Genomic DNA, 26376 nt, shown 5'->3' with positions numbered 1-26376 from the left:
CTCCCATTCATGGGAGCCGCCCGTCCAATTACGTGAGCCTATCGAAGTGTCTTCCCGAGGGCTCGCCCGGCGGCCCGCCCGGAAAAGATGCAGCCGCCCAGGAATGTGCCTTCCAGCGCGTTGTATCCGTGCACGCCGCCACCGCCGAATCCGGCCACCTCGCCGGCCGCGTACAGGCCCGGGAACGCCTCGCCGTCCGGCCGCATGACCTGCGAGTCGAGGTTGGTCTGCACGCCGCCCAGCGTCTTGCGGGTCAGGATGTTGAGCCGGACCGCGATCAGCGGGCCGTGCGCCGGGTCCAGGATGCGGTGCGGCTTGGCCACCCGGACCAGCTTGTCGCCCAGGTACTGGCGGGCGTTGGTGATGGCCATCAGCTGCAGGTCCTTGGAGTAGGGGTTGCGGACCTCCCGGTCGCGGGCCCGGATCTGGCGCAGCATGTCCTCGTAGGAGATCTGCGGGCCGCGGGACAGTTTGTTCATGCCCGCCACCAGGTCCTGGAGGTTGTCCGAGACCACGAAGTCCACGCCCTGCTGCTTGAACGCCTCCACCGGGCCGGGCGCGCCCTTGCCCAGCCGGCCGGTCAGCGCGAGCTTGAGGTCCTTCTCGGTGATGTCCGGGTTCTGCTCCGAGCCGGAGAGCGCGAACTCCTTCTCGATGATCGACTGGGTCAGCACGAACCAGGAGTAGTCGTGGCCGGTGGCCAGGATCGCCTTCATCGTGCCGTTGGTGTCGAAGCCCGGGAAGTTGGGGGAGGGCAGCCGCTGGCCGGTGGCGTCGAACCACATCGAGGAGGGGCCGGGGATGATCCGGATCGCGTGGTCGGGCCAGATCGGGTTCCAGTTGTTGATGCCCTCGGTGTAGTTCCACATCCGGTCGCGGTTGACGATGCGGCCGCCGGCCGACTCGGTGATGGCGATCATCCGGCCGTCCACGTGGGCCGGCACGCCCGAGATCATCGTGCGTGGGGCCGGCCCCATCCGCTCGGTCGGCCAGTTCTGCCGGATCAGGTCGTGGTTGTGGCCGATGCCGCCGGAGGAGACGATGACCGCCTTGGCCCGCAGTTCGAACTCGCCGACCTTGGTCCGCGAGGACGCCTTGCCCCGCTCCAGGTCGGTCGGCTCCAGCACGGTGCCGCGGACGCCGACCGCCGCGCCGTCCTCGACGATGATGTCGTCCACCTGGTGCCGGAACGCGAACTCCACCAGGCCGCGCTTCTCGCCCTCCAGCACCGGTTCCAGGAACACGCGGACCACTTCCGGGCCGGTGCCCCAGGTCAGGTGGAAGCGGGGGACCGAGTTGCCGTGGCCGTCGGCCGGGCCGCCGCCGCGCTCGGCCCAGCCCACCAGCGGCGTGACCTTCAGGCCCAGCTCGCTCAGGTACTGGCGCTTCTCGTCGGTAGCGAACCGCACGTACGCCTCGGCCCACTGCCGGCCCCAGTGGTCCTCGTCCTCGCGGTCGAAGCCCGCCGAGCCCTGCCAGTCCTGCCAGGCCAGCTCGTAGGAGTCCTTCACGCCCAGGCGGCGCTGCTCCGGGCTGTCCACGAAGAACAGGCCGCCCAGCGACCAGAAGGCCTGGCCGCCCAGGTTGTTGCGGTTCTCCTGGTCCACCACGAGGACCTTGCGGCCCGCCTTGACCAGCTCGTGCGTGGCGACCAGGCCGGCGAGTCCCGCGCCGACCACGATGACGTCGGCCTCGATTGTCATGACCGTCCTCCGGTTTCGATGCTGTAGGCCGTCAGGACCCGTTCGAACAGGTCGGCTCGGCGCCGCCAGACGACGGGGTTGTCCGGTTCCAGCAGGCACTGCGCCGCCGTGCCGTCGTGCACCGCCACCACCGCCTGCCCCAACGCCACCTGATCAGGTGTTTCTCGTCCGATGTTGGCGAGCAGTTCCGCGATCACCGGCGTGATCGCCGAGCTGATCGCCTCCTCGCGGGCCGTCATCACCCGGCGCAGGCCCGGGTTCCGCAGCGCGTGGGCCGTGAACTCCGCCGTGATGCGGAACCACGTGTCGTCCACCGGCACCGCCGGCGTCACCAGCTCCACCACGCCCCGCACGTCCTTGACCCTGGACGTGTCCATCTCTTCGAGGGCCTGCTTCAGTCCGTCGATCAGCTCGGTGGACCGCTGCTCCCACATAGCGAGGAAGAGGTCGTCCAGCGACGCGAAGTTCGAGTAGAAGGCGCCTCTCGTGTAGCCCGCTCGCTCGCACACCTGCTCCACCGTGGAGCGCCCGAAGCCCTGGTCCGCGAACACCCGCAGCGCTGCTTCCAGCATCCGCTGCCTGGTCTCGCCCCGCCGCTTCGTCACCCGCTTCGGCGCCGCCACCGCCACCTCCGCCCGCTCACTTCCGATACAAAAATGTATCCGATACGCGCGTGGATTGGAAGCGCGGAGTCGGCGGGTTCTCCCGACACTGTGTTCACGCTGAGTGCTCGGGAGGTCACTGTTGTTCGCCGTGAAGATCGCCGCCGCCGCGCTGCTTCTCGCCCCGCACGTGGCCGTCTTTCCCGATGTCACCGCCTTGCACCACTTGGTGCAGTCCGGTTCCCTGCTGGCCAGTCATGGCGTGGTGGCCACGTGCGATGTCTGTGATTCCGAGGTTGTGACGGTTGCTCAGGGTTCTCTGGTCCCGCTCGCCACTCCGGTGCCTATCGGCTACAGCGCCGCCGAGCTCGCCGCCGCCTATCACCTGCCCGATGCTTCGGTGGGCTCTTCCGGCACTGTCGCCATCATCGACGGCGGCGGCTATCCCGACGTGGAGTCCGATCTGGCCCACTACCGCACCGAGTTCGGTCTTTCCCCGTGCACCTCTGCTTCCGGCTGTTTCAAGGTCGTCGACTACCAGGGCGGTCCGCCGCTGCAACCGTCCGGTTCGGAGGAGGAGAAGCAGCTTTCCGCCGAGACGGCCCTGGATGTGGAGATGGTCTCCGCCGCCTGCCCTTCGTGCAAGATATTGCTGGTGCAGGCCCCCGCCGCCGATTTCTATCTGTCCGCCCTGCATCCCGCCGCCGCTGCCGTCCCTTCCATCGCCAAGGCCGCTTCCGTCGCCCTGGGCCTGGGTGCTTCCGCGGTGAGCATGAGCTTCGGCTATCCGTCCACCAAGGACATCGACACCGGCTCCGTCAGTTCTGTCTTCTCGCACCCGGGCGTGGCTTTTGTCGCTTCTTCCGGCGATTCCGGCTATCTCGGCACCGTGCACGGCTTCTGGCCGCAGAATTTGCCTTCGGTCGTCTCCGTCGGCGGCACCGCCTTGTACCAGTCGGACACTGCTTTTTCGTCTGCCGCTTGGAATCAGGCCGGCAGCGGCTGCGAGTCCGATCTTCCACCGGCCCATGGCCAGCCCACTTCCGTCTCCGCCTTCTGCTCCGGCCATCGCGCCGCCACCGACGTCTCCGCCATCGCCGATCCCGCCACCGGCGTCGCCGTCTACGACAGCTACGGCATCGGCGGCTGGTTCGTAGCCGGCGGCACCAGCGCCGCCGCCCCCTTCATCGCCGCCATGTTCGCCCGCGCCGGCCACACCGCCACCGTCGACGGCCCCTCGACCCTCTACTCCGCCCCCGCCACCGCTTTCACCGACGTCTCCTCCGGCCAGAACGGCGCCGCCCACTCCTGCCAGACCTCCGCCCCCCAGCTCTGCGTCTCCGGCCCCGGCTGGGACGGCCCCACCGGCATCGGCACCCCCAACGGCCTAGCCGGCTTCTAGCCCCCCGAACTCCGGCCACCCCTCGTTGATCTTCACCGTCCAGTGGCTGTGGTGGATCAATCGATGATGGTGTCCGCAGAGCAGCACGAGATTGTCCACACTGGTCGGTCCCCCGTCCGCCCAGTGGATCACGTGATGTGCGTGACACTGTCTCGGTCTGCGTTGGCATCCCGGGAATGCGCACCCCTTGTCCCGGATGATCAACGCTTTCCGGATGCTGGTGGGAATCGTCCGGGCGGTCCGCCCGATGTCCAGCACCTCGGACTTGGCCCCCAGCACCACCCGCATCACCTTGCTGTCACAACCAATCCTCCGCGCCGAGGCCGCATCCATCGGCCCCATGCTCTCCACATCAGCCGTGCCCCGCTGCTCCTGAAAGTCCTTCAGCGACATGGTCAGCGCCAGATGCGGCCGCTCCCCGCCTTCCGCCGGCAGGTCTTCGCTGTTGGCGGCGAGGTCGATGATCTCCGCAAAGGCATCGCCTTGGCGTTCGGCCGTGGTGCGGGTGTCGCCGGCGGAGGTCGGCTTCGCCAGTGGGCTGAGCAACGCCGTCAGCTTCGCCCCCGACTCCTGGTCAATCTTCCCCCGAAACACCACCGACCCGTCCTTACGGCTGGTCAGATGCAACTCCCGCCTCGGCTCCGCCAACTCCCGATCATCCGGCGCTTTCCCATCCTGATCCAGCAACTGGAGAATATGCCGGGCGATCACCCGCAACGTCGCCCCGTCGAACTCGCGGGCGTTCACCAGCAGCGCAGCCTCAACCTGGTCCCGCTGCTCTTCAGGCGCTTCGGCCAGTGTCTTGTCGATCACCACCAGATGCTGCTTACTCAGCAGGCCTTCGCCGGCCGCCTCACGGACCGCCTCCCGCTCGAACAACTCCGCGTGCCGGAGCAGATCCCTGGCCTCCGCCCGGGTGATCCCCCACCGCGCCACCAGATCCGCCACCATCGTCGCCTGATCGTCCTTGGCGCGGGCAGTCCGTGACCACAACTCGGCCACCACCTCCACCTGCCGCACATAATCAGCCCGACGGCAGACTTCGGCCCTCTCACCCTCCGACCACAACGCCCCGTCGTCCAACCGCCACCACCCGGCGTCGGCAGACCGATCCAACGTTGCTGTCATACCCCCATTCTACCTCCCCTTGGATATCGATTTCCCTTACACACCAACAAATACCCATGTGGGCGACACACCGGAAAGCGATTTCCGCAACAGTCGCGCAGACGTCTGGATCACTCACGACACAACCAAGAACGCACACCCCACCCAACGCACCCCGACAACGAAACCCACACCCCACCCCACCCCACGTCCCAAGCCCTCCCTAGACACAACCACCCACCCCACCGCCGGCAACCCACCCAACCCGCCACCCACCTGACGCACGCGGCCTGGCCAACCGTCCACGCAGGCCCGCAACCCACCACCACACAAGGCAAACGAAACGGGACGGCAGTTGGGAGATGAGGGTCAGGGGAGCAGCGGCAGGTGCGAGGGCAGGAATCAGTAAGGACTGGACGACAAAACCGGTCGGCGGCAGAGTTGAGCGGCCGCGGAGCTCGCGGTGGACGTGCCTGGGCCAGCGGAGCTGAGCGCCGCCAGAGCTGGCCGGCGGTCGAACTGCGGCGGTGGCAGGGCCGGCCGACAGGGCTTGGTGCCAGTAGGGCTGGGCGGTGGCGGAACTGGCTGACGGGCACCGCCGGCGAGCCTCCTTGCCCACAACCCCCCAAACCCCCCACTCGGGGCACTCCGCTCCCACCCGCCCCACCCCCAACTACTGTCCTGTCCATGTCCCTGATCGATCGTGTGCTGCTGGGCCCTGGCCCTTCAAGCCCGTATCCAGAGGCCACTGCCGCCCTTGCCGCCCCGCTGCTGGGCCATCTGGATCCGGAGTTCCTCCGCATCCTGGACGAGACTTGCGACCGTCTCCGCACCGTCTTCCAGACCGCCAACCGCCGGACTCTTCCTCTCTCTGGCACGGGGTCGATCGGCATGGAGGCGGCGTTCGCGAACACGGTTCAGCCTGGCGACACGGCGGTGATCGCCGTGAATGGGCTGTTCGGCCAGCGCATGGTGGAGGTGGCGTCCCGGTACGGCGCGACGGTGGTCCCGGTGGAGCATGACTGGGGTCAGCCGGTGGACACGGACAAGGTCCTCGACGCTCATCCGAACCCGAAGATCGTCGCGGCGGTGCACGCGGAGACGTCCACAGGCGTGCGAAGCGACATCGGGACTCTCGGCAAAGCGGTTCACGACCGCAACCCGGATGCCCTGGTCATCGCCGACTGCGTCACCTCCCTGGCCGGCATTCCCATCGCCGCCGATGAGTGGGGAATCGACATCGCTTATTCGGGCACGCAGAAGTGTCTGGGCGTCGCCCCGGGGCTGTCGCCGTTCACGGTGTCGGAGCGGGCCTGGGAGCACCGCAATCCGAAGCCCCCGACCTGGTATCTGGACCTGGGTCTGATCGGCGACTACGTGAGCGGCACGGCGGCGGGTGGGCGCACGTACCATCACACGGCCCCGGTGGCGATGATCGCTTCGCTGCACGCGGCCCTGGGTCGCATCCTCGAAGAAGGCCTGGACGCGGTCTTCGAGCGTCACCGCGCCGCCGGTGAACGTCTCCAGGCCGGACTTCAGGACCTGGGTCTGGAGCTGTTCGCGGCCGAGGGCCACCGCCTGCCCGAGCTGACCACGGTGAAGGTCCCGGACAACGTGGACGGCACGAAGATCCGCCACCAGCTCCTCGCCGACTACAACATCGAGATCGGGGCGGGCGCCGGCGCGTTCGCGACGTCGGTGTGGCGCATCGGCCTGATGGGCCACAACGCCCGGCTGGACCGGGCCGAGCTGGTGCTGGCCGCGCTGGCCCGGCTGCTCTGACCAAGGGAATCCCAAGATACGGACCGATGGTCCGATGCTGCTACGGTCGGTCCCATGGGCATCGGAATCACGTTGCAGGGGCCGGCCGGGGTGGACAACTACGTGGACGCGGTCGTCGGCCGGGCCAGGAAGGCGGCGGCCGCGGGGGTGCGGTCCGCCTGGTTCGGACAGCGGTTCGACTACGACGCCGCGGCGCTCGCGGCCATCGTGGGGCGCGAGGTGCCGACGCTGCAGGTCGGCACCTCCGCCATCCCGATCTTCGGCCGGCATCCGCTGCTGGTCGGGGCGCAGGCGCAGACGGCCCAGGCGGCCACCGCCGGTCGGTTCCACCTCGGCCTGGGGCTGGGAGCCGGGCCGTTTGTCGAATCCACGCTCGGGATCAGCTTCGACCGCCCCATCGCACGCCTACGGGAATTCCTCACGGCACTACGCCCGTACCTCGAAACCGGCCACACCGACCACCACGGTGACCTGATCACCGCCACGACCCCGATGCCGTCGGCCCTCCCGGGCGCGTCGCCGGCCGTGCCGATCCTGGTCGCCGCCATGGGCCCGCAGGCCCTGCGGGTCACCGGTGAGCTGGCCGACGGCACGCTGCCGCTGCTGGCCGGGCCCCGGGTGATCGCCGAGCACATCGTGCCGCCGCTGGCCAAGGCCGTCACCGAGGCCGGCCGCTCCGCGCCTCGGGTTGTCGCCTTCGTGCACGCCGTGGTCACCGACGACGTGGACAGCACCCGCGAACGCGCAGCTGCGCAGATCGGCTTCCTGGACCAGTTCCCGTCCTACCAAAGGGTTCTGGCCCTCGGCGGCGTCACCCGCGGCGTCGAGCTGGCGGCCATCGGCGACGAAAAGCTCGTCACCGCAACGATCCGCGACCACTTCGACGCCGGCGCCACCGAGGTGATCGTCGGCAGCGCCTTCGGCACCGACGCGGACCAGGAACGCACTTGGCGGCTGCTCGGGGAACTGAACCGGGAGTGGGCCTAGCTCCACCCCGCGCGGGGGCCTGGGGCCACTGTTTTCTCCGCCGTCACAAGCCAGGCTGAGTCATGGTCACATCCCTGTCCCGAATCCTGGCCACGACGGCCGCGGTCGCGCTGACCGCTGCCCTGATTCCGCCCGCTGCTCAGGCGGCGACGGAGACATCTCTGTCCTGGACGACGTGTCCCGCCGACACTCCGGTGCCGGCGGGTGCGTTGCCCCTCGACCGATATCAGTGCGCGACGCTCGAGGTCCCACTGTCCTATCGGGACCCGAACGGCACGAAGATCCAGCTGGCGGTGGGACGGCTGCCAGCCGCGGACCAGGCGCACAAGCTGGGCACGGTGTTCTACAACCCTGGCGGCCCGGGCAATCCCGGGCGGATTCCACCGGTGCTCACGTCCGATCTGCACCAACGGTTCGACCTGGTCGGCTTCGATCCGCGCGGCGTCGGGGCCAGCACGGTGGCGCACTGCTTCACCTCGCCCGACCAGTTGGCGATCCTGCAGCGCGTCGCGGCCCAGTTCCCGATGACGCCGGCCCAGGCGCAGCAGCAGATCACCGACGCGCTCGCCGTCGACGACCTGTGCGCGCAGAACGCCGGCCCGCTGTTCGGCCACCTGTCCACGGCCAACGTGGCCCGTGATCTGGACCGTCTCCGCGCGGCGGTGGGCTCGCCGATGTTGTCCTACTACGGGCTTTCCTACGGCACGGTGATCGGCGAGACGTACGCGAACCTGTTCCCCGACCGCGTGCGGGCGATAGTGCTCGACGCCGTCGACGATCCGGTCAACTGGACCACCGGCTACCACCCGGCCGACGCCAACATCCCGTTCAGCGTCCGCCTCGGCGCGGATATGGGTGCCCTGCAAGCACTCCAGTCCTTTCTCGCCGCCTGCTCCGCTTCCAGCCGCTGCGCCTTCAACACCGGCGGCGACCTGTTCGCCAAGTTCAACCACGTCCTCGACGGCCTGACCGCCGGCCCCGTCACCATCACCGATCCGAACACCGGCCAGCCGGCCACCATTCGCTACCAGGACGTGATCGCCCGGACCATCAAGTACCTGACCAACGCCGACAACTCGCCGCGCCTGGCCGATTTCCTGCAAGCGCTGAGCACAGCCACCACCCCGGCCCCCGCCATGGCGCCGGCTGCCACCCCCATCGCCACCCCGGCCGACAGCCTGCTCGGCGGCGGCGCGACCCAGTGCGCCGATGCCCTCAACCCCACCGACCCCGTCGCCTGGACGAGCATCGCCCCGATCACCGACCAGCGCGCCCGGGGCTTCGGGCCCTACTACACGTACCTTTCGCTGCCCTGTGTCCGCTTCCCCTCGGCCGATCCCGACCACTACGCCGGCCCCTGGAACCGCCACACCGCGAACCCGGTCCTCCTGATCGGCAACAGCCAGGGCGACCCGGACACCCCGTATCCCGGCGCGCAGCGCACCGCCAAGCTGCTCGGCAACGCGCGGCTGCTGACGCTCGACACCTTCGGCCACGGCGCGCTCAGTCACAGCCAGTGCATCGACGACGCCGTGGACGCGTACTTCGTCCGAGGCCGCATGCCGGCCGCCGACACGGTCTGCGAACCGAATCACGGGCCGTTCGACTGAGCTCGATTCGACCCGCCATTGTGCTCACACCGATTGCCATTGTGGGGCTGTAGTGCGAAAGTCACGGGATGACTGCACAGGCGCGGCTGCTTCCGGAACTGGTCGAGCACTGGGCGCAGACGACGCCCGACGCCGAGGCGATCAGCTATGAGGGGCGAAGCTTCACGTGGTCGCAGTGGCGGGAGCGGATCCGCCGGGTCGCCGGTGTGCTGCGGGCGGCCGGGGTCGGGCGGGGCGACCGGGTGGCGTATCTGGACAAGAACAACCTGTCCTGCCTTGAGGTTGTGCTCGGCGCGGCCTCGCTCGGCGCCGCCACCGCCATCCTGAACTGGCGGCTCGCTCCCGACGAGCTGGACTACGTCGTGCGCGACTCCGGCGCCCGGGTCCTGTTCGTCGCCGACGAGCTGCTGCCCGGCGTCGAGGGCATCGTCGAACGGCCGGCCACCGTGCCGCTCAGCGGCTACGAGGACCTGATCGCCGGGGCCGGGCCGGTCGGCGTCCAGTCCGATGTGCGGGGTGACGACCCGGCGCTGGTCATGTACAGCTCCGGCACCACTGGCCGGCCCAAGGGCGTGGTGCTCAGCCACGGCAACGTGCTCGCGCACACCCGAAACACCCTGAGCGCCATGCCCATCGGCCCCGGCTCCCGCAATCTGGTCGCGATGCCGCTGTTCCACGTCGGTGGCACCTGCTACGCGATTTCCGGTTTCCACGAGGGCATTCCGTCCACGCTGCTGCGGGAGCCGACCGGGCCCGCGCTGATCGGGGCCATCGTCGAGGGCTGCACCCACGCCTTCCTGGTGCCGGCCGTGGTGGCCGGCGTGATGGCCGCCGGGCAGCCCGCCATCGGCGCGTTCGGCCGGCTCCGGCAGCTGGTCTACGGCGCGTCGCCGATGCCGCTGCCGTTGCTGCGGGCGGCGATGGCCGCGTGGCCGGAGACCGATTTCGTGCAGGTGTACGGCATGACCGAGATGGCTGGGGCGATCACCGTGCTCAGCCCGGCCGACCACCGCGACGCCGAGCACGTGGAGCGGCTGACCTCCGCCGGCCGGCCCGTCGACCAGGCCGAGCTGCGGGTCGTCGACCCCGTCACGCTGGCCGACGCCCCGGTCGGCGAGCTCTGGTTCCGCACGCCGCAGGCCATGGTCGGCTACCTGGGCCAGCCCGCGGCCACCACCGAGACCCTCACCGCCGACGGCTGGCTGCGCACCGGCGACATCGGCCGGCTCGACGAGGGCGGCTACGTGTACGTCGTGGACCGGGTCAAGGACATGATCATCACCGGCGGCGAGAACGTCTACTCGCCCGAGGTGGAACGGGTGCTGGCCGAGCATCCCTCGGTGGCCGACGTCGCCGTGATCGGCGTGCCCGACGACCGCTGGGGCGAGTCGATCAAGGCCGTCGTGCAGCCGGCCGACGGCCAGACCGTCGACCCCGAGCAGCTGGTCGCCTTCGCTCGCGAGCGCCTGGCCGGCTACAAGGTGCCGCGCACCGTCGACGTCGTCGCGGAGATGCCGCGCAACGCCACCGGCAAGATCCTCAAGAAGGTCCTGCGCCAGCCGTACTGGACCGATCGGGCTCTCTAGAAAACCGGTTGCCCGGCTGGGGTAGAACCGTGCCATGGCCACTTTTCGCGTCGCCCCGGGGTTGTTCCCGCCGCCCACCTACTCGCACAGCGTGGTGGTGGAGGCGGGGGAGCGGCTCGTGTTCACCGCCGGCGGCGTTCCCCTCGACGAGGACGGCAAGCTGGTCGGGGCGGATGACCGGGTCCGGCAGGCCGAGCAGGTGCTGGCCAACCTGGCCGAGCAGCTTCGCCAGGCCGGCACGGACCTGGAGCACGTCGTCAACACCACGGTCTACGTCGTCGCCGACCAGCCCTCGGACCTGAGCACGGTGTGGGACGTGGTGACCGCCTCCGGCCTGTCCGTGGGCCCGCACAGCTCGACGCTGCTGGGCGTCAGCATGCTCGGCTACACCGGCCAGCTGGTGGAGATCACGGCGATGGCGGTGATCCCGGCCTAGGCGGCGAAGGGAAGGGCCTCGGCGTAGTCGGCGAGCTCGACCATGGCGCGGTTGGGGGTGGTGCGGCGCATGCCGGCGTCGAGGCAGCGGCGCACCACGGACGGCTGCTCCCGCCACAGCCGCAGGCCCCGGCGCAGGAGCAGCGGCACGGGCTTGCGGTGCTCGGCGACGTCACGGGCGAAGCGACGCAGGAAGGTCACGCCGGCCGGCGGGGCCAGCACGAGGGCGTCGGCGAGGATGCCGGCCTCGCGGCAGCCGGCGACGAGGCGGTCAGCGAACAGGCCCTCGGCGAAGAACAGCGGGGAGTCGCCGAGCTCGATGCGCTGGCAGCCGACCCGGCGGTCCTCGCCGAGCACGTAGACAGGGGCGTCGACCTGGCCGGTGCCGGCCAGGTCGACCACGGCGGCCAGGGCGTCGGCGGTGTTCCAGGCGTTGTCGTCGTCCCAGTCGACCCGGCCGGAGGCGTCGCGGGGCAGCAGCGGATCGGAGCCCTCGCGGTAGAAGTCGTCCAGGTTCAGCACCGGCCAGCCCAGGTGGGCGGCGAGGGTGGACTTGCCGGAACCCGAGGGCCCGGCCAGCAGCACGACGCGCGGATGAACGGAAGCTGACGGCACGGGTAACGAGTATCCCATACCGCCGGGCGTTGTAACGTCGAACTTATGAGCGACGGGTTGTACGACGGCGGGCTGTTCGGCGCCGACGTCGAGGAGCGGAGCAAGGCGCAGCTGGCGGCCAACGCGCCGCTGGCGGTGCGGATGCGTCCCCGGTCGCTGGACGAGGTCGTCGGCCAGGACCACCTGCTCGGCCCGGGCGCCCCGCTGCGCCGGCTGGTGGAGGGCGCGGCGCCGGCCTCGGTGATGCTGTACGGCCCGCCCGGCACCGGCAAGACGACCCTGGCCACGCTGGTGTCGCAGGCCACCGGCCGGCGCTTCGTGGCCCTGTCGGCGCTGTCGGCGGGCGTGAAGGAAGTCCGCGAGGTGATCAACGACGCCCGCCGGCGGCTGGGCCGCAGCGGTGAGGCGACGGTGCTGTTCATCGACGAGGTGCACCGCTTCTCCAAGACCCAGCAGGACGCCCTGCTGGGCGCGGTCGAGGACCGGATCGTGCTGCTGGTCGCGGCCACCACGGAGAACCCGTTCTTCTCCGTCGTCTCCCCGCTGCTGTCCCGATCCCTTGTGCTGCAACTGAAATCCCTCACCGACGAGGACGTGCGGGAGGTGGTGCGGCGGGCCGTGGCCGACGAGCGCGGCCTGGGCGGCTCGCCGACGCTGTCGCCGGAGGCCGAGGACCACCTGGTCCGGCTGGCCGGGGGCGACGCCCGCCGGGCGCTGACCGCGCTGGAGGCGGCGGCCGAGTCGGCCCAGTCCACCGGCGCGGACGTGATCGATCTGGCCACTTTGGAGGCCACGGTCGACAAGGCGGCCGTCCGCTACGACCGCGACGGCGACCAGCACTACGACGTGATCAGCGCGTTCATCAAGTCCATCCGCGGCTCCGATGTGGACGCCACGCTGCACTACCTGGCCCGCATGATCGAGGCGGGGGAGGACCCGCGGTTCATCGCCCGCCGGCTGGTGGTGCACGCCAGCGAGGACGTCGGCATGGCCGACCCGACGGCGATCCAGGTGTGCGTGGCGGCGGCCCAGGCGGTGCAGCTGATCGGCATGCCCGAGGCCCGCATCAACCTGGCCCAGGCGGCGATCCACCTGGCCACCGCGCCGAAGTCCAACTCCACCGTGATGGCCATCGACGCGGCGCTCGCCGACGTCCGCAAGGGCGCCACCGGCGCGGTCCCGCCGCACCTGCGCGACGGCCACTACGCCGGGGCCAAGAAGCTGGGCAACGCCCAGGGCTACCGGTATCCGCACGACGTGCCCGAGGGTGTGCTGACGCAGCAGTACCCGCCGGACGACCTGATCGGCCGCGACTACTACGCCCCGACCACCCGCGGCAACGAACGAGCGTTGTCGGAACGAGTGGTCAGGTTGCGGAAGGTCATCAGAGGCCAGGAATAACCGCGAGTCCCGCGCTCAGGCAATCATGTGTCGAGTTCCGAACTCGTGTTTCGGTTGCCTGAGAGCGGGACTCGCGGGGGTTCAGGTGGTGGTGTCGGCCCAGGTGTTGAGGGCGGTTTCGTAGACGGAGGCGTCGGCCTCGAAGTTGAGGTCGTGGCCGGCGCCGGGCAGGGTCGCTGCGGTGAAGCTGGCGGCGTTGGCGAAGTACGGGGCCTCCTCCGCCGTCAACGCCGCGGCGTCGGAGCACTGACCGCCGAGCAGGTGGCCGCAGAAGATGGCGTCCGCGCCGCCGTCCACCAGGTACACCGGCACGGTGACGGCCAGCGACGTCGGCAGGGTGAAGCCGAGGGCGATGGCGTCGGCGGCCTCGGTCGCGGACACGACGCCCTTGGTGGCCTCGTCGTAGGCCAGCAGTTCGGGATCCGGGTGCGGCCCGTAGAACAGCGCCGCCCGGGTGCCGGGCACGGTGGTCAGGTAGCCGGGGTCGTACTCCGTGGTCAGCGGGCTCGGGTCCACTGTGACCGGACGGATCGAGGTCGCGAAGATGGCGGCCAGCTCGTCCGGCGAGATCCGGTGCGTGACGCCGGTCAGGGCCACGGCGTCGGCGTCGTTGTACAGCGACGTCTCGATCAGCGACACCGCGCTGCCCACGGAATGCCCGACCAGCAGCACCTTGGCGAAGGACTGCCCGCCGACCGAACCGGCCCGCAGTTGCCCGATGATCTGGTGCACGGTGGTGGCCTGCGTGGTCGCGGTCAGCGTGGCACTGAGCTCACGGCTGCTCTGCCCGTAGCCGACGCGGTCGATGGCCAGCGTCGCCCAGCCGTCCCCGACCGCGTGCCGCACATACGAGTAGTCGCCGACCGGCTCATCCCAGTACCGCGAGTCGTAGGTGGCGCCGTGCACCAGCAGCTGCACGCGGGAAGCGCCGCCCGCCGGCACGCACAGCCGGCCGTGCACCTGTGCCGGCAGTAACACGTCGAGCTGCACCGGCAGGGACACGTCTTGGCAGCTCGGCGCGGCGGCGGCCGCCGGGGCCACCAGTCCGATGAGCAGAGCCAGGGTGATTCCCATTGCCCGCCAACGCATCGCGATCCTTCCAGGATGACCGTAGCCCCGGGTGGAGCGTAGGCCTGGAAAAGGGTTTCCGACTCCGAACGGCCTAATCAGGAAGGAGCCCGTGCCTGATCTTCCAGCAGCCGGTGGGCCAGCAGCGTGCCGCCGGCGGTGGCGGCCGGCATCACGATGACGGCCAGCAGCGGCACCAGGCACAACAGGTAGGCCGGCAGCGCGAAGCCGAACGCCATCGCCCGCCGCCGGCCCAGCATGTGCCGGCGGGCGGCCAGCGGCAGGCCCCGCCGGGAGAACGGCACGACGCTGAGCTCCAGTCCGAACAGCCAGGCGCTCACGCAGACGCCGATGACCGGCCCGGCGAACTCGCCGATGCCCGGCACCAGGTCGATGAAGAACATCGGGATGGACAGCAGGGCCGAGGTGCCGACCACCTTGGCGTTGTCCATGGTGTCGGTCCACCACGACGTGTCGTGCTCGGTGGACACGCCGCCGAGCCGGTCCTCGACCCGGCGGGCGATCGACTCGTAGAACGGCGCGCCGACAGCCAGCGTGACGGCGGCGAACAACAACAGTCCGAAGTAGATCAGCGCCACCACCGCCGCCACGCCGATCAGCTCGCGCAGCAGCTCGCGGTAGGTGGGGTCCCAGCCGTCGAGGAACGGGGTCGCCCAGTCGATCACGCCGGGCAGGAAGACGGCCAGCCCGATCACCAGGGCCAGCAGCAGGCCGCCGGTGAGCAGCGCCGGCAGCGCGCCGAGCAGCAGGAGGCGGGGCGTCCGGAACACGATGCCGAAGCCACGCAGCAGCAGGCCGATGCCCGCGAAGAAGTCCCTGATCATCAGGCGGAAGGATAGCCCTTCGCGAGATAGGGGAAACCTGTCCGTATTGTTCATTTTGTGTCCGTACGCCGTACATGTGCGTTCCGAAGCATGTGCGCCCATGGAGATCCCCAGAACCGGTGTGCCCGAGGCGCTGGCCAACCGGCTGTCCATGGCCGAGCAGCACGACTACCTGCGCTCCCGCTTCGGCCGCCGCAGCATGCTGCGCGGTGGCCTGCTGGTCGGCGCGGCGGCGGCCGCCGGCCCGGCCTTCCTGCCCGGCATCGCCTACGCCGACGGCAATCACGTCACCCCGACCGCGCGGCACCTGGCGTTCGGCCGCAACCCGCGCACCGAGATGCGGGTGGGCTGGCAGGTGCCGACCCCGGTGCGCAAGCCGTTCGTCCGGGTCGGCACCGACCCGAGGCACCTGTCGCAGCGCATCCCGGCCGAGGTCCGAGCCCTGCACTCCGAGGTCCCCGGCGTGATCGCGCCGTACGACCAGTACTACCTGCACGCCGACCTGTGCGGGCTGCACCCGGGCCAGACCTACTACTACTCGGTCGGCCACGACGGCTACGAGGGCACGGCGGTCAGCACCTTCCGCACCGCCCCGGCCCGCTGGCTGCCGACCCGCCCGTTCACCTTCACCGCGTTCGGCGACCAGGGCGTCAGCACCGACGCGCTGGCCGAGAACGGCGTTGTGGCGCAACAGAACCCGATGTTCCACCTGCTGGCCGGCGACATCGCCTACGCCGACCCGAACGGCTCCGGCAGCCCGATCGGCGGCAAGCCGGACGCCACCCACGACACCTTCGACCCGAAGGTCTGGGACGCCTACCTGACCCAGATCGAGCCGGTCGCCTCGAAGGTCCCGTGGATGGTCGCCACCGGCAACCACGACATGGAGGCGCTGTACACCGACCACGGCTACGGCGGCCAGACCGCGCGCTGGGACTTCCCCGGCAACGGCCCGGCCTCCTGCCCGACCGTGTACTCCTTCATCTACGGCAACGTCGGCGTGATCTCCTTGGACGCCAACGACGTCTCCAACGAGATCCCGCACAACCTGGGCTACAGCCAGGGCAGCCAGACCGCGTGGCTCAAGCGCCGCCTGGCCTACCTGCGCTCGCAGCCGGACGTGGACTTCATCGTGGTGTTCTTCCACCACTGCGCCTACTCGACCACCAAGAACCACGCCTCCGAGGGCGGCGTGCGCGAGCAGTGGACGCCGCTGTTCGACCGCTACCAGGTCGACCTGGTCATCAACGGCCACAACCACGTCTACGAGCGCAGCGACGCCATGCGGGGCGGTCAGGTCAGCACCGAGGTGCCGATCGGCGGCGTCGTGCGGCCCGACCGCGACGGCACCGTCTACGCCACCTGCGGCTCTGCCGGCCGCAGCCTGTACGCGTTCCCGGTGCCGGACAGCTATGCCGGCCACGAGATCCCGCTGCGTGAGGTGCCCTCGTACTACTGGGCCAAGGGTGGGGCCAAGGTCACCGAGACCGTCACCTGGTCCCGGGTCCGCTACACCGGCTACGCCTTCATCGCACTGGACGTCAAACCCGCCTTCTTCGGCGGCAAGTCGACCATCACGGTCCGCTGCGTGACCAACCACGGCCAGGAGATCGACCGCTTCGTCATCGAGCGCCGCGCCGGCCTGCACGCCGGTATCGGCCTCGACCTCGGCGGCGACCTCGGGGATCTGTAATCGGTAGGTGGCCGTCCCGCCGCGCCGCTAGCGTGGCGGGATGGCCACCCGACGTGAGCTGATCGACGCCGCCATCGCCCTGATCGCCGAGCGGTACGTCTTCCCGGATGTCGCCGAGAAGGTCGTGGAAGTGTTGCGGGGCAACGACTACGAGCACCTCGCCGACATCGACGAGTTCGCCGCGGCGGTCACCGCCGATCTCCAGTCCGTCAACGGCGACAAGCACTTCCGGCTGCTGCACGAGCACCGGACACCGCCGGCCGCCGACCCGCGACACGGCTTCGACAAGGTCGAGATCCTGGACGGCAACATCGGCTACGTCGAGAACACCCGGCTGCGCGACGCCGCCAACCACGGGGACATCGCCGCCGCCGCGATGACGCTCGTCGCCGACACCGACGCGCTGGTCATCGACCTGCGCCGCTGTCGGGGCGGTGACCCGGCCATGGTGTCGCTGATCTGCGGCTACCTGTTCGACGAATCCACGCACGTCAACGACATCTACGCCCGGGCGACCGGCGCCACCGACCAGTTCTGGACCCCGCCCTACGTCCCAGGCCGGCGGTTCGGCGGCAAGAAGCCGATCTGGGTGCTGACCAGCGACTTCACCTTCTCCGGCGGCGAGGAGCTGGCCTACGACCTGCAACAGACCGGCCGGGCCACCATCGTCGGCGAGACCACCCGCGGCGGCGCGCACCCCACCGACTGGCACGAGCTGGCCGAGGACCTGCACGTCACCATTCCCGAGGCCCGGTCGATCAACCCTCGTTCCGGCGCGAACTGGGAGGCCGTCGGCGTCGTGCCGGACATCGCCGTGCCGGCCGCGGCAGCGCTGGACCATGTCCTCGACCTGGCTCGAAACTCGCGCTCTGAGCAGGGCAACTGACGCGGCACGTGCTCAGCGTCGGCCTCGGTCTCAGGCACTCGGCCACCGTCCACGTTTTCACCCTCACGGGGTCGAATCGCCTGGTAATCGACGTGGACCACCGATCGCGCGGTGTGATCACGCCACCACTCCTTTGACCGATGACCCTGCCCGCCGCAGCCCGTACGGTGAGCCCGTCAGGGTCCCCTAACTAGGAGGTTGGCGATGGAGAGCGGCCTGCTGATCAGCGTCGAAGCCCTCGAGTCCGCGGTCGACCGCGGCAAGGCCAACGGCGCGGTTGCCGACAACGACGGCAACGACTGAGTGACCGGCATTCCCACCCTGGCTGACCTCGTCGCACCGATCGAGGTCAGCCAGTTCTTTGCCGCGGTGCAGGGCCGGACCCACCGGCGGTTCGCCGGCCAGGCCGGCCGGTTCGCCCACCTGCTGCCCTGGACCGACCTCAACCGGGCGCTGCGCCAGCACCGGCTGGACTTCCCGCGGCTGCGGCTGGCCCAGGACGGCGACGTGGTGCCGGTGCACACGTACACCGAGATGGTGGACACCCGCCGCAACGGGCAGGTGCCGAGGCTGCTCAACGCCCCGCTGACCGAGCGGCTGCGGGCCGGCGCGACCCTGGTCGTCGACTCCGTGCAGGAGATGTTCGACCCGGTCGGCGACCTGGCCGCCGGCCTCGAACACGACCTGCGGGAGAAGGTGCAGGTCAACCTGTACGCGGGCTGGGGCACCACGCACGGCTTCGACGTGCACTGGGACGACCACGACGCGTTCATCATCCAGATCGCCGGCCGCAAGCGCTGGCGCATGCACGGCGTGAGCCGCCCGTTCCCGCTGCAGCGCGACACCGAGCTGCCGACCCGTCCCGAGGGCGAGCCGATCGACGACTTCGTCATGGAAGACGGCGACGTGCTGTACCTGCCGCGCGGGCACTGGCACGACGTGTCGGCGATCGGGGAGCAGTCGCTGCACCTGACCATCGGCTTCAACCGGGCGACCGGCGTGGACCTGGTGGCCTGGCTGGCTGACCAGCTGCGGGTGGACGAGCTGTTCCGCGAGGACCTGCCGCGCTTCGCCGCGGCCGAGGAACGTGCCGAACGAGCGAAGGCGCTGCGGGAGAAGCTGGTCGCGCGGCTGACTGACGACGTGGTGGACCGGTTCCTGACCGACCGCGACGCCCAGGCGCCCGCGCACAGCCGGCTCGGCCTGCCGTTCACGGCGACCCCGGGTCTGCTGCCCGAGGGCGACGAGGAAGAGGTGCTGCTGGTCGCGCCGCGGGCCGTCCTGGAGCGTGGTGAGGGCACGGTCGCGCTGTCGGCGGCCGGGAAACGACTAGTCTTCGCCGCCCCCGCGGGACCGGTTCTGGAGGCTCTGCTGCCTGCTCAGCCGGTGTCCGTCAAGGCATTGGTCGAGCTCGCGGCCCCGACACTCGATAGAGGGACCGTTCGGGCGCTGCTCGGCGAGTTGGTCAACCATGGGGTGCTCTCGCCGCGCTGACGGTGTAGAGTTAGGTATGCCTAAGGTAACTTCCGAGGATGCCGCACAAGGGTGTGCCTTTGTGACCAGGCTTCTCGGTGGCAACCCGGCCGGGACCGCGGCCCTGATGACCTCGTGGCTGCTCATCGAGCAGCCCGGGCCGTGGCCGGCCGACGCGCTGGAGACCGTGCTGGACGAGGCTTTTCCGGCGGGGCGGATGGAGCAGCTGCGGGCCCGTGGCCTGCGCCCGCTGCTCATCCGCACCCCCGGCCGGCACCAGCGCGACCAGCAGGCGACCCGAACGGTCTTCGTCGCCAGTGGTGTGCCCGGGGCCCGCTGGCTGGAACGTCTCGTGATCAACGATCTCTCGGAGCTGGCCGCCATCGACCTGGACGCCGTCGTCGACGGCCGTCCCGGCCACGGCGAGCCGGTGGCCACTCCCTTGTTCCTGGCCTGCACCCACGGTGCCAAGGACATGTGCTGCGCCGTGCTCGGCCGCCCCGTCGCCGCCGCGCTGGCCGAGAACCACCCCGGCCTGTCGTGGGAGGTCAGCCATGTCGGCGGCGACCGCTGGGCCGGCAACCTCCTGGTGGTGCCCGACGGTTTCCTGCACGGCCAGCTCACGCCGGCCGAGGCCGTGCTGGTGGCTAAGGATGCCCTGAAGGGCCAGGTCCAGCTGGAGCAGCTTCGCGGCCGTACCGCCTCGCCGACCCAGTGGACCCAGTACGCCGAGATCGTCGTGCGTCGGCACGCCGGCCTTCGCGGCCTCGACGACGCGGTGGCCACCGGTGAGCGCTTGAACGCGGACGACACCCGCACGGTGACAGTTCGCTGCCCGTTCGGGCTGTATGAGGTGACCGTCGGTAAGGGTGCGGCGGAGCAGGCCGGCACCAGCCGCTGCGCGGGCCGCGTCGCCCCGACCGGCTTCCACGCCGACACCCCCCGGCTCCTGGCGACGGTCTGACCCCACAAGATCAACTACGGGGCTCGGAAAGACCACTCGGCGCAGGTCGTGAAATACGTGGGCGATAAGGTGGCGTTCACCCCACGTCTCGCCTAGGAGGATCCGTGTCACCGGAGTGGATCACCGCGCTGGTGGTGGCCGCCGTCGTCGTCGTGCTGGCGGTGGTGGTCGTGTTGGTGATCGTGCTGGTCAAGCTCGGGCGCACGCTGGACGAGGCGACCAAGGCGATCCGCAAGGCGCACGAGAACAGCGAGCCGCTGTTCGTCGAGGCCAACACCACGCTGACCCACGTCAACACCCAGCTGGAGCGGGTGGACGGCATCACCGCGAACGCCCGCGCGGTCAGTGGCAACGTCTCGGCCCTCACCTCGCTGTTCACCGCGACCCTGGGCGGTCCGCTGGTGAAAGCGGCTGCGCTTTCGTACGGAATCAGCAAAGCTGTGAGGGCCCGCCGCGCGAAGGCGGCGGCCAAGGAGACCCGGCGACCCAAGCGTGGGAGGCGATGATGCGACGGCTGTTCTGGCTCGGCCTCGGCGTCGCCGCCGGGGTCGTGGTGACCCGCAAGGTCGCCGGTCTCACGTTCAAGGCCACCCCCGCCGGCGTGGCCGAGAACCTGGGCGACGCCATGCGTGAGATGGCCGGCGCCATCGGCACCTTCGGGGCCGACGTGCGCGCCGGCATGAGCGAGCGCGAGGACGAGCTGGCCCGCGAGGTGCAGGCGAAGACCGGCTACAGCTACTCGCGTAGCGCCGAGGCGCGAGCGCGCAGGGCGGGCGGCAAGTAGTTCCCGCCCGCCGTTGACGCGCCCACGTTCACCTGACACCGCAAGGAATACAGCCGTGCAGACCCACGAGATCATCAAGCGCTTCCGCGAGCACTTCGAGCGCAACGGCCACACGGTCGTGCCCAGCGCCTCGCTCATCCTCGACGACCCGACGCTGCTGTTCGTCAACGCCGGCATGGTGCAGTTCAAGCCGTACTTCCTCGGCGAGGCCCCGGCCCCGTACAAGCGCGCCACCAGCGTGCAGAAGTGCGTGCGTACCGGCGACATCGACGAGGTCGGCAAGACCGCCCGCCACCTCACCTTCTTCCAGATGGCCGGCAACTTCTCGTTCGGCGACTACTTCAAGGCCGACGCCATCAGGTTCGCCTGGGAGCTGGTGACCAAGTCCCAGGACGAGGGCGGCTACGGCTTCGACCCGAACCGGATCTGGGTCACCGTCTACCAGAACGACGACGAGGCCATCGAGCTCTGGCAGAAGCTGGCCGGCCTGCCGCCGGAGCGGATCCAGCGCCGCGACGGCCTGGACAACTACTGGGACATGGGCGTGCCCGGTCCCGGCGGCCCCTGCTCCGAGATCTACTACGACCGCGGCCCCGAGTTCGGCAAGGACGGCGGTCCGATCGCCGACGAGGACCGCTACATGGAGATCTGGAACCTGGTCTTCATGCAGGATCTGCGCGGCGAGCAGAGCCCCAAGTACGGGCACCCGCCGATCGGTGTGCTGCCGGCCAAGAACATCGACACCGGCATGGGCGTGGAGCGGGTTGCCATCCTGCTGCAGGGCGTCGACAACATCTACGAGACCGACCTGGTCCGGGCCGTGATCAACAAGGCCGAGGAGCTGTCGGGCAAGCGCTACGGCGACAACGAGGTCGACGACGTCCGGTTCCGAGTCATCGCCGACCACGCCCGCAGCGGCATCATGATCGTCTCCGACGGCGTGAGCCCCGGCAACGAGGGCCGCGGCTACGTGCTGCGCCGCCTGCTGCGCCGCATCGTGCGCTCCTCCCGCCTGCTCGGCATCACCGAGCCCGTGCTGGGCACGTTCGCCCAGGTCGTGCGGGACGAGATGGGCCCGTCGTACCCGGACCTGGTCACCGGCTTCGAGCGCACGCTGTCGGTGGTGCAGGCCGAGGAGAACGCCTTCCTCACCACGCTGACCGCCGGCTCGCGCATCTTCGAGACCGCCGCCGGCGAGGTCCGCTCGGCCGGCGGCACCGTGCTGCCCGGCGACAAGGCCTTCCAGCTGCACGACACCTACGGCTTCCCGATCGACCTGACCCTGGAGATGGCCTCCGAGCAGGGCCTGAAGGTCGACGAGGACGGCTTCCGCAAGCTGATGGCCGAGCAGCGCGCCCGGGCCAAGGCCGACGCCGCCGCCCGCAAGACCGGCCACGGCGACAAGACCGTGTACCGCGAGCTGCTCGAACTGGGCGCCACCGAGTTCACCGGCTACCAGGAGCTCGACACCGAGGCCACCGTGCGCGGCCTGATCCGCGAGGGCCAGCGGGTGCGCAGCGCCGGCGAGGGCGAGATCGTCGAGGTCGTGCTGGACCGCACCTCGCTCTACGCCGAGTCCGGTGGCCAGGACAGCGACGCCGGCCTGATCGTGGCCGACGGCGTCGAGCTGGAGGTCGTCGACGTCCAGAAGGTCGCCCGCAAGCTGTGGGTGCACCAGGTCCGGGTCAGGCACGGCGAGGTCGTCGAGGGCCAGCACGTGCTGGCCAAGGTGGACCCGGAGTGGCGGGTCGGCGCCCGCCAGGGCCACTCCGGCACGCACGTCGTGCACGCCGCCCTGCGCCAGGTGCTCGGCCCCAAGGCCCTGCAGAGCGGCTCGTACAACAAGCCCGGCTACCTGCGGCTGGACTTCGCCTGGCAGGGCGGCCTGTCGCCGGAGACCCGGTCGGAGATCGAGGAGGTCTCCAACCTGGCCGTGCGCAAGGACCTGCCGGTCAAGGTCATGTACGGCACCATCGAGGACGCCCAGCGGCTCGGGGCCATCGCCCTGTTCGGCGAGACCTACGACGAGACCGTGCGCATGGTCGAGATCGGCGGCCCGTGGTCGCTGGAGCTCTGCGGTGGCACGCACGTGGAGCACTCGTCGCAGATCGGCCCGATCACGCTGATCGGCGAGTCCTCGGTCGGCTCCGGCGTGCGCCGCGTCGAGGCCTATGTCGGCATGGAGGCCTTCCAGTACCTGGCCCAGGAGCGGGCCCTGGTGCAGAACCTGGCCGGCATGCTCAAGGTGCCCGACGCCGAGGTGCCGGCCCGGGTCGAGGCCCTGGTCGAGCGGCTGCGGGTGGCCGAGAAGGAGCTGGACAAGCTGCGCGGCGCCCAGCTGCTGTCCTCGGCCGGCACGCTGGCCGACGCCGCCGAGGACCTGGGCGGCACCTTCCTGGTGGCCGCCGCCCCGGCCGGCGTGTCCGGCAACGACCTGCGCACGCTGGCCGTGGACGTGCGGGGCAAGCTCGGCGACAAGCCGGGCGTGGTCGCCCTGTTCTCGGCCGCCGACGACAAGGTCAGCTTCGTGGTGGCCACCACCGCCGCCGGCCGGGACAAGGGTCTGGCCGCCGGCAAGCTGGTGCCGGTGTTCGGCCCGGCCATCGGCGGCCGCGGCGGCGGCAAGCCCGACCTGGCCCAGGGCGGCGGCACCCAGCCGGGTGGCATTCCGGACGCCATCGCCGCCCTACGGACCGAGATTCAGAAGTGAGCGAGCTTGCGAGCTCACCATTCAGCACTGCGGCACCTGCCGCGGGCCGACGAGCGCTAGCGAGGAGTGCCCGTGGCTCGTAGCAAGGACAAGCGGCGGTCCGTCCCCGAGTTCTCCTCGGGGGCGGGCCGCCGTCTTGGCGTCGACGTGGGCTCGGTGCGGGTCGGCGTGGCGTTGAGCGACCCGTCGCCGATCCTGGCATCGCCGCTGGTCACGCTGCCGCGTGAGGGCAGCGTGGACGCACTGGTGGCGCTGGCCGCCGAGCACGAGGTCGTGGAGATCGTCGTCGGCCTGCCCCGGACGCTGGCCGGCAGGCACGGCACCGCGGCGGAGATCGCCACCGAGTTCGCCGGACAGCTGGCTGAACGGCTCGACATGCCGGTGCGTCTAGCCGATGAGAGGCTGACCACGGTCACCGCGACCAGGGTGCTCGCCGACGCCGGCGTGCGCGGTCGGCGCCAGCGGGCCGTCGTCGACCAGGCTGCCGCCGTGGAGATCCTCCAGGCGTGGCTGGACGCGCGGGCCGCCGCACTCGCCAGGGAGGGCAGGCCGTGAACGACGTGAACGACGATGTCGACCGCTCCGGGGCCGAGCGCTACGAGCATGAGGTCGACGAGCACGCTGCCGACGAATTCGAGGGCGACGACCTCGATCTGTTCGAGAGTGGCGAGGAGACGGCCGGCAAGAAGCGCAAGCCGCGCCGCCGGACCGTGCTGCTGGCCGTGCTGCTCGTGGTGGTGATCGTCGGCGGCTGGGGCGCGTACTACGGGGCCGGCGTGATCCTCGGCATCGGCGGCTACGGCAACTACGGCGGCGACGGCGACACGGACGTGCTGGTCCAGGTTGACAACGGCGCCACCACCCGGGACATCGCCGAGAAGCTCCAGTCGCAGGACGTGGTGCGCACGGTGCGGGCGTTCCTCAACGCCTCCGCCGGCAACACCGACGTCGCCAACGTCCAGCCCGGCTTCTACGTCATGAAGACGCACATGTCCGGCGAGGCCGCCGTGACCCGCCTGGTCGCGCCGACCAGCCGCGTCGGCAACGTGCAGATCAAGGCCGGCGAGCAGCTCGACGACACCAAGAACCCGGACAACTCGGTCAAGCCCGGCATCCTGTCCGAGATCGCCACCGCCAGCTGCGTCACGCTGAACGGCGCCAAGAAGTGCGTGTCGGCCGACGACATGCACAAGGCCGCGGAGACCGCGGACCCGGCCAAGCTGGGCATCCCGGACTGGGCGGAGCCGATCGTGGCCAAGGCCGACCCGAAGCACCGGCTGGAGGGCTTGATCGTCTCCGGCGTGTACGACGTCAAGCCCGGCACCGACGCCGACACCACGCTGAAGTCGGTGCTGTTGCAGTCCGCGGCCAAGCTGAACACGCTGCCGCAGACCTCGCAGGACACCGGCCTGTCGCCGTACCAGGTCCTGACCGTCGCGTCGCTGATCGAGCGCGAGGCGATCACCTCCGACTTCACCAAGGTGTCGCGGGTGATCTACAACCGGTTGGCCCGGGGCATCCCGATGGGCGACGACTCCACCATCAACTATGTGCTGGACCAGCCGCTGATCACCACGTCCGACGCGGACCGGGGCAAGCCCGGCGCGTACAACACGTACCTGAACACCGGGCTGACCCCGACCCCGATCTCGTCGCCGAGCCAGGAAGCGCTCACCGCCGCGCAGAAGCCGGCCGACGGGCCGTGGCTGTTCTTCGTGAAGTGCGACAAGAGCGGCAACTCCTGCTTCGCCGTCACGCAGGCCGAGCAGGACGCCAACACCGACAAGGCGCGGGCGGCGGGGGCGTTCTAATGGCTGCTCGTCAGGCCGCGGTGCTCGGCTCGCCGATCGAGCACTCGCTGTCCCCGGTGCTGCACGCCGCCGCCTACCGTGAGCTGGGGCTGTCCGACTGGACGTTCTCCCGGGTCCGGTGCGAGGCCGACGAGCTGCCCGGGTTCGTGGACGGGCTGGGACCGGAATGGGCCGGGTTGGCGGTCACGATGCCCGGCAAGCGGGCCGCGTTGGCCCATGCCGTGGAGCGCACTCGGGTCGCGGAGCTCGTCGGCGCGGCCAACACCCTGGTGCCGCGGGCGGCCGGCGGTTGGCTGGCCGACTGCACCGACGTCGAGGGCATCGTCGGCTCCCTGCGGGCCGCTGGCGGCGTGCAGGGCGGTCGAGCCGTGGTGTTAGGCGCCGGCGGAACCGCCACCGCCGCGCTGACCGCCCTGGAGGCGCTGGAGATCCCGTCCGCGACCATCGTCGTGCGGGATCCTTTGCGGGCCGGTGAGGCGCTGGCCTGCGCTGAGCGGGTCGGCATCGATGTGGAACTCGTCCGGTGGGACGCCGTGGACTTCGCGACGCTGTGCGGGGGAGCGGAGCTGGTTGTCAGCACTGTGCCGGTGGGGGCCGTCGAACCGGTGGCCGGGGACATCGTCCGGGCCGGCTGCGTTTTCGACGTCATCTATCACCCGTGGCCCACGCCGCTGGCCCAGGCCGCGGGGGAGCGGGGCACCAGGCTCGTCACCGGGCTGGACATGCTGCTGCACCAAGCCTTCGCCCAGGTCCAGTGGTTCACCGGCCAGCCGGCCCCCCGTGCCGCCATGCGGCTCGCTCTGCGCTCCGCCACCGGAAACCACCTCCCCCTACCCGTTTAACCCCCCGCGAGTCCCGCTCTCAGGCAACCGAATGTCGAGTTCCGGCCGTCCTCCCTCGCGAGTCCCGCTC

At 70.3% G+C, this 26376-nt stretch carries 23 protein-coding genes; 17 read left to right on the top strand and 6 right to left on the bottom strand.

All coding sequences use genetic code 11. From position 1 onward, the window contains the following. Positions 1–38: 38 nt before the first annotated feature. Together JJ691_RS22830 and JJ691_RS22825 are read right to left on the bottom strand one after the other, a co-directional pair. Positions 39–1703, bottom strand: a complete 1665-nt coding sequence (locus JJ691_RS22830; protein ID WP_211770748.1) for an FAD-binding dehydrogenase — start codon at positions 1701–1703, stop codon at positions 39–41. Further along, positions 1700–2326: a TetR/AcrR family transcriptional regulator gene (locus JJ691_RS22825; protein WP_249228125.1), complete on the bottom strand. Its 627-nt coding sequence runs from the start codon at positions 2324–2326 to the stop codon at positions 1700–1702. The genes JJ691_RS22830 and JJ691_RS22825 overlap by 4 nt, the downstream gene beginning before the upstream one ends. A gap of 130 nt (positions 2327–2456) precedes the next feature. Between JJ691_RS22825 and JJ691_RS22820 the strand changes: the two genes are divergently transcribed. Beyond that, positions 2457–3707, top strand: coding sequence for a S53 family peptidase (locus tag JJ691_RS22820; RefSeq protein ID WP_211770747.1), 1251 nt, complete (start codon positions 2457–2459; stop codon positions 3705–3707). Here the strand turns inward: JJ691_RS22820 and JJ691_RS22815 are convergent. Next, the gene (locus JJ691_RS22815) at positions 3693–4835 is read right to left on the bottom strand and encodes an HNH endonuclease signature motif containing protein (protein ID WP_211770746.1); all 1143 of its coding nucleotides are present in this window, start codon (positions 4833–4835) and stop codon (positions 3693–3695) included. The two genes, JJ691_RS22820 and JJ691_RS22815, sit on opposite strands and share 15 nt — an antisense overlap. A gap of 666 nt (positions 4836–5501) precedes the next feature. Here JJ691_RS22815 and JJ691_RS22810 point away from each other — a divergent pair. The 5 genes from JJ691_RS22810 (at position 5502) to JJ691_RS22790 (ending at position 11215) form a co-directional block, all read left to right on the top strand. Continuing rightward, a complete protein-coding gene (locus tag JJ691_RS22810; protein ID WP_211770745.1) occupies positions 5502–6596 on the top strand; it encodes a pyridoxal-phosphate-dependent aminotransferase family protein in 1095 nt (364 codons plus the stop codon). Between the two features lie 54 nt (positions 6597–6650). Beyond that, complete coding sequence (locus JJ691_RS22805) at positions 6651–7583, top strand: TIGR03564 family F420-dependent LLM class oxidoreductase (RefSeq protein WP_211770744.1); 933 nt, start codon at positions 6651–6653, stop codon at positions 7581–7583. Between the two features lie 62 nt (positions 7584–7645). Continuing rightward, complete coding sequence (locus JJ691_RS53080) at positions 7646–9193, top strand: alpha/beta hydrolase (protein ID WP_211770743.1); 1548 nt, start codon at positions 7646–7648, stop codon at positions 9191–9193. A 68-nt stretch (positions 9194–9261) separates the two neighbouring features. Beyond that, positions 9262–10779 carry a long-chain-fatty-acid--CoA ligase gene (locus tag JJ691_RS22795; RefSeq protein ID WP_211770742.1) on the top strand — a complete coding sequence of 506 codons (1518 nt, stop codon included), beginning with the start codon at positions 9262–9264 and terminating at the stop codon, positions 10777–10779. 34 nt (positions 10780–10813) lie between these two features. Then, the gene (locus JJ691_RS22790; protein ID WP_211770741.1) at positions 10814–11215 is read left to right on the top strand and encodes a RidA family protein; all 402 of its coding nucleotides are present in this window, start codon (positions 10814–10816) and stop codon (positions 11213–11215) included. Here the strand turns inward: JJ691_RS22790 and JJ691_RS22785 are convergent. Then, the gene (locus tag JJ691_RS22785) at positions 11212–11829 is read right to left on the bottom strand and encodes a uridine kinase family protein (protein WP_249228124.1); all 618 of its coding nucleotides are present in this window, start codon (positions 11827–11829) and stop codon (positions 11212–11214) included. The genes JJ691_RS22790 and JJ691_RS22785 overlap by 4 nt on opposite strands. 45 nt (positions 11830–11874) lie before the next feature. On the opposite strand from JJ691_RS22785, the gene JJ691_RS22780 reads away from it, so the two are divergent. Continuing rightward, the gene (locus JJ691_RS22780; RefSeq protein ID WP_211770739.1) at positions 11875–13230 is read left to right on the top strand and encodes a replication-associated recombination protein A; all 1356 of its coding nucleotides are present in this window, start codon (positions 11875–11877) and stop codon (positions 13228–13230) included. 81 nt (positions 13231–13311) lie between these two features. Here JJ691_RS22780 and JJ691_RS22775 read toward each other — a convergent pair whose 3' ends face one another. Continuing rightward, positions 13312–14304, bottom strand: a complete 993-nt coding sequence (locus JJ691_RS22775) for an alpha/beta hydrolase (RefSeq protein WP_249228123.1) — start codon at positions 14302–14304, stop codon at positions 13312–13314. Positions 14305–14396: 92 nt separating this feature from the next. Further along, the gene (locus JJ691_RS22770; protein ID WP_211770738.1) at positions 14397–15143 is read right to left on the bottom strand and encodes an EI24 domain-containing protein; all 747 of its coding nucleotides are present in this window, start codon (positions 15141–15143) and stop codon (positions 14397–14399) included. Between the two features lie 100 nt (positions 15144–15243). Between JJ691_RS22770 and JJ691_RS22765 the strand changes: the two genes are divergently transcribed. From JJ691_RS22765 to JJ691_RS22720, 10 genes are all read left to right on the top strand, one after another. Next, positions 15244–16836 carry a purple acid phosphatase family protein gene (locus tag JJ691_RS22765; protein ID WP_211770737.1) on the top strand — a complete coding sequence of 531 codons (1593 nt, stop codon included), beginning with the start codon at positions 15244–15246 and terminating at the stop codon, positions 16834–16836. A 40-nt stretch (positions 16837–16876) separates the two neighbouring features. Continuing rightward, a complete protein-coding gene (locus JJ691_RS22760) occupies positions 16877–17722 on the top strand; it encodes a S41 family peptidase (protein ID WP_211770736.1) in 846 nt (281 codons plus the stop codon). A gap of 303 nt (positions 17723–18025) precedes the next feature. Next, entirely contained in the window at positions 18026–19216 is a 1191-nt protein-coding gene (locus JJ691_RS22755; RefSeq protein ID WP_211770735.1) for a cupin domain-containing protein, read from the top strand. Positions 19217–19277: 61 nt separating this feature from the next. Continuing rightward, on the top strand, positions 19278–20159 hold the full coding sequence (locus JJ691_RS22750; RefSeq protein WP_249228122.1) for a sucrase ferredoxin: 882 nt from the start codon (positions 19278–19280) through the stop codon (positions 20157–20159). Between the two features lie 104 nt (positions 20160–20263). Then, a complete protein-coding gene (locus JJ691_RS22745) occupies positions 20264–20665 on the top strand; it encodes a DUF948 domain-containing protein (RefSeq protein WP_211770733.1) in 402 nt (133 codons plus the stop codon). After that, positions 20665–20943, top strand: a complete 279-nt coding sequence (locus JJ691_RS22740) for a hypothetical protein (protein ID WP_211770732.1) — start codon at positions 20665–20667, stop codon at positions 20941–20943. The genes JJ691_RS22745 and JJ691_RS22740 overlap by 1 nt, the downstream gene beginning before the upstream one ends. Positions 20944–20998: 55 nt before the next feature. Beyond that, positions 20999–23653, top strand: coding sequence for an alanine--tRNA ligase (alaS, locus tag JJ691_RS22735; RefSeq protein WP_211770731.1), 2655 nt, complete (start codon positions 20999–21001; stop codon positions 23651–23653). A 72-nt stretch (positions 23654–23725) separates the two neighbouring features. Further along, positions 23726–24208, top strand: coding sequence for a Holliday junction resolvase RuvX (gene ruvX / locus JJ691_RS22730; protein ID WP_211770730.1), 483 nt, complete (start codon positions 23726–23728; stop codon positions 24206–24208). Then, entirely contained in the window at positions 24205–25464 is a 1260-nt protein-coding gene (mltG, locus tag JJ691_RS22725) for an endolytic transglycosylase MltG (protein WP_211770729.1), read from the top strand. Before ruvX ends, mltG begins: the two co-directional genes overlap by 4 nt. Beyond that, positions 25464–26306, top strand: coding sequence for a shikimate dehydrogenase (locus tag JJ691_RS22720; protein ID WP_211770728.1), 843 nt, complete (start codon positions 25464–25466; stop codon positions 26304–26306). The genes mltG and JJ691_RS22720 overlap by 1 nt, the downstream gene beginning before the upstream one ends. Positions 26307–26376 lie beyond the last annotated feature (70 nt).

The sequence above is a fragment of the Kutzneria sp. CA-103260 genome (assembly GCF_018263855.1).
In the GTDB taxonomy this organism is placed as follows: domain Bacteria; phylum Actinomycetota; class Actinomycetes; order Mycobacteriales; family Pseudonocardiaceae; genus Kutzneria.
The sequence above is the reverse complement of the archived record's forward strand: the minus strand, read 5'-3'. Positions and strand labels throughout refer to the sequence as shown.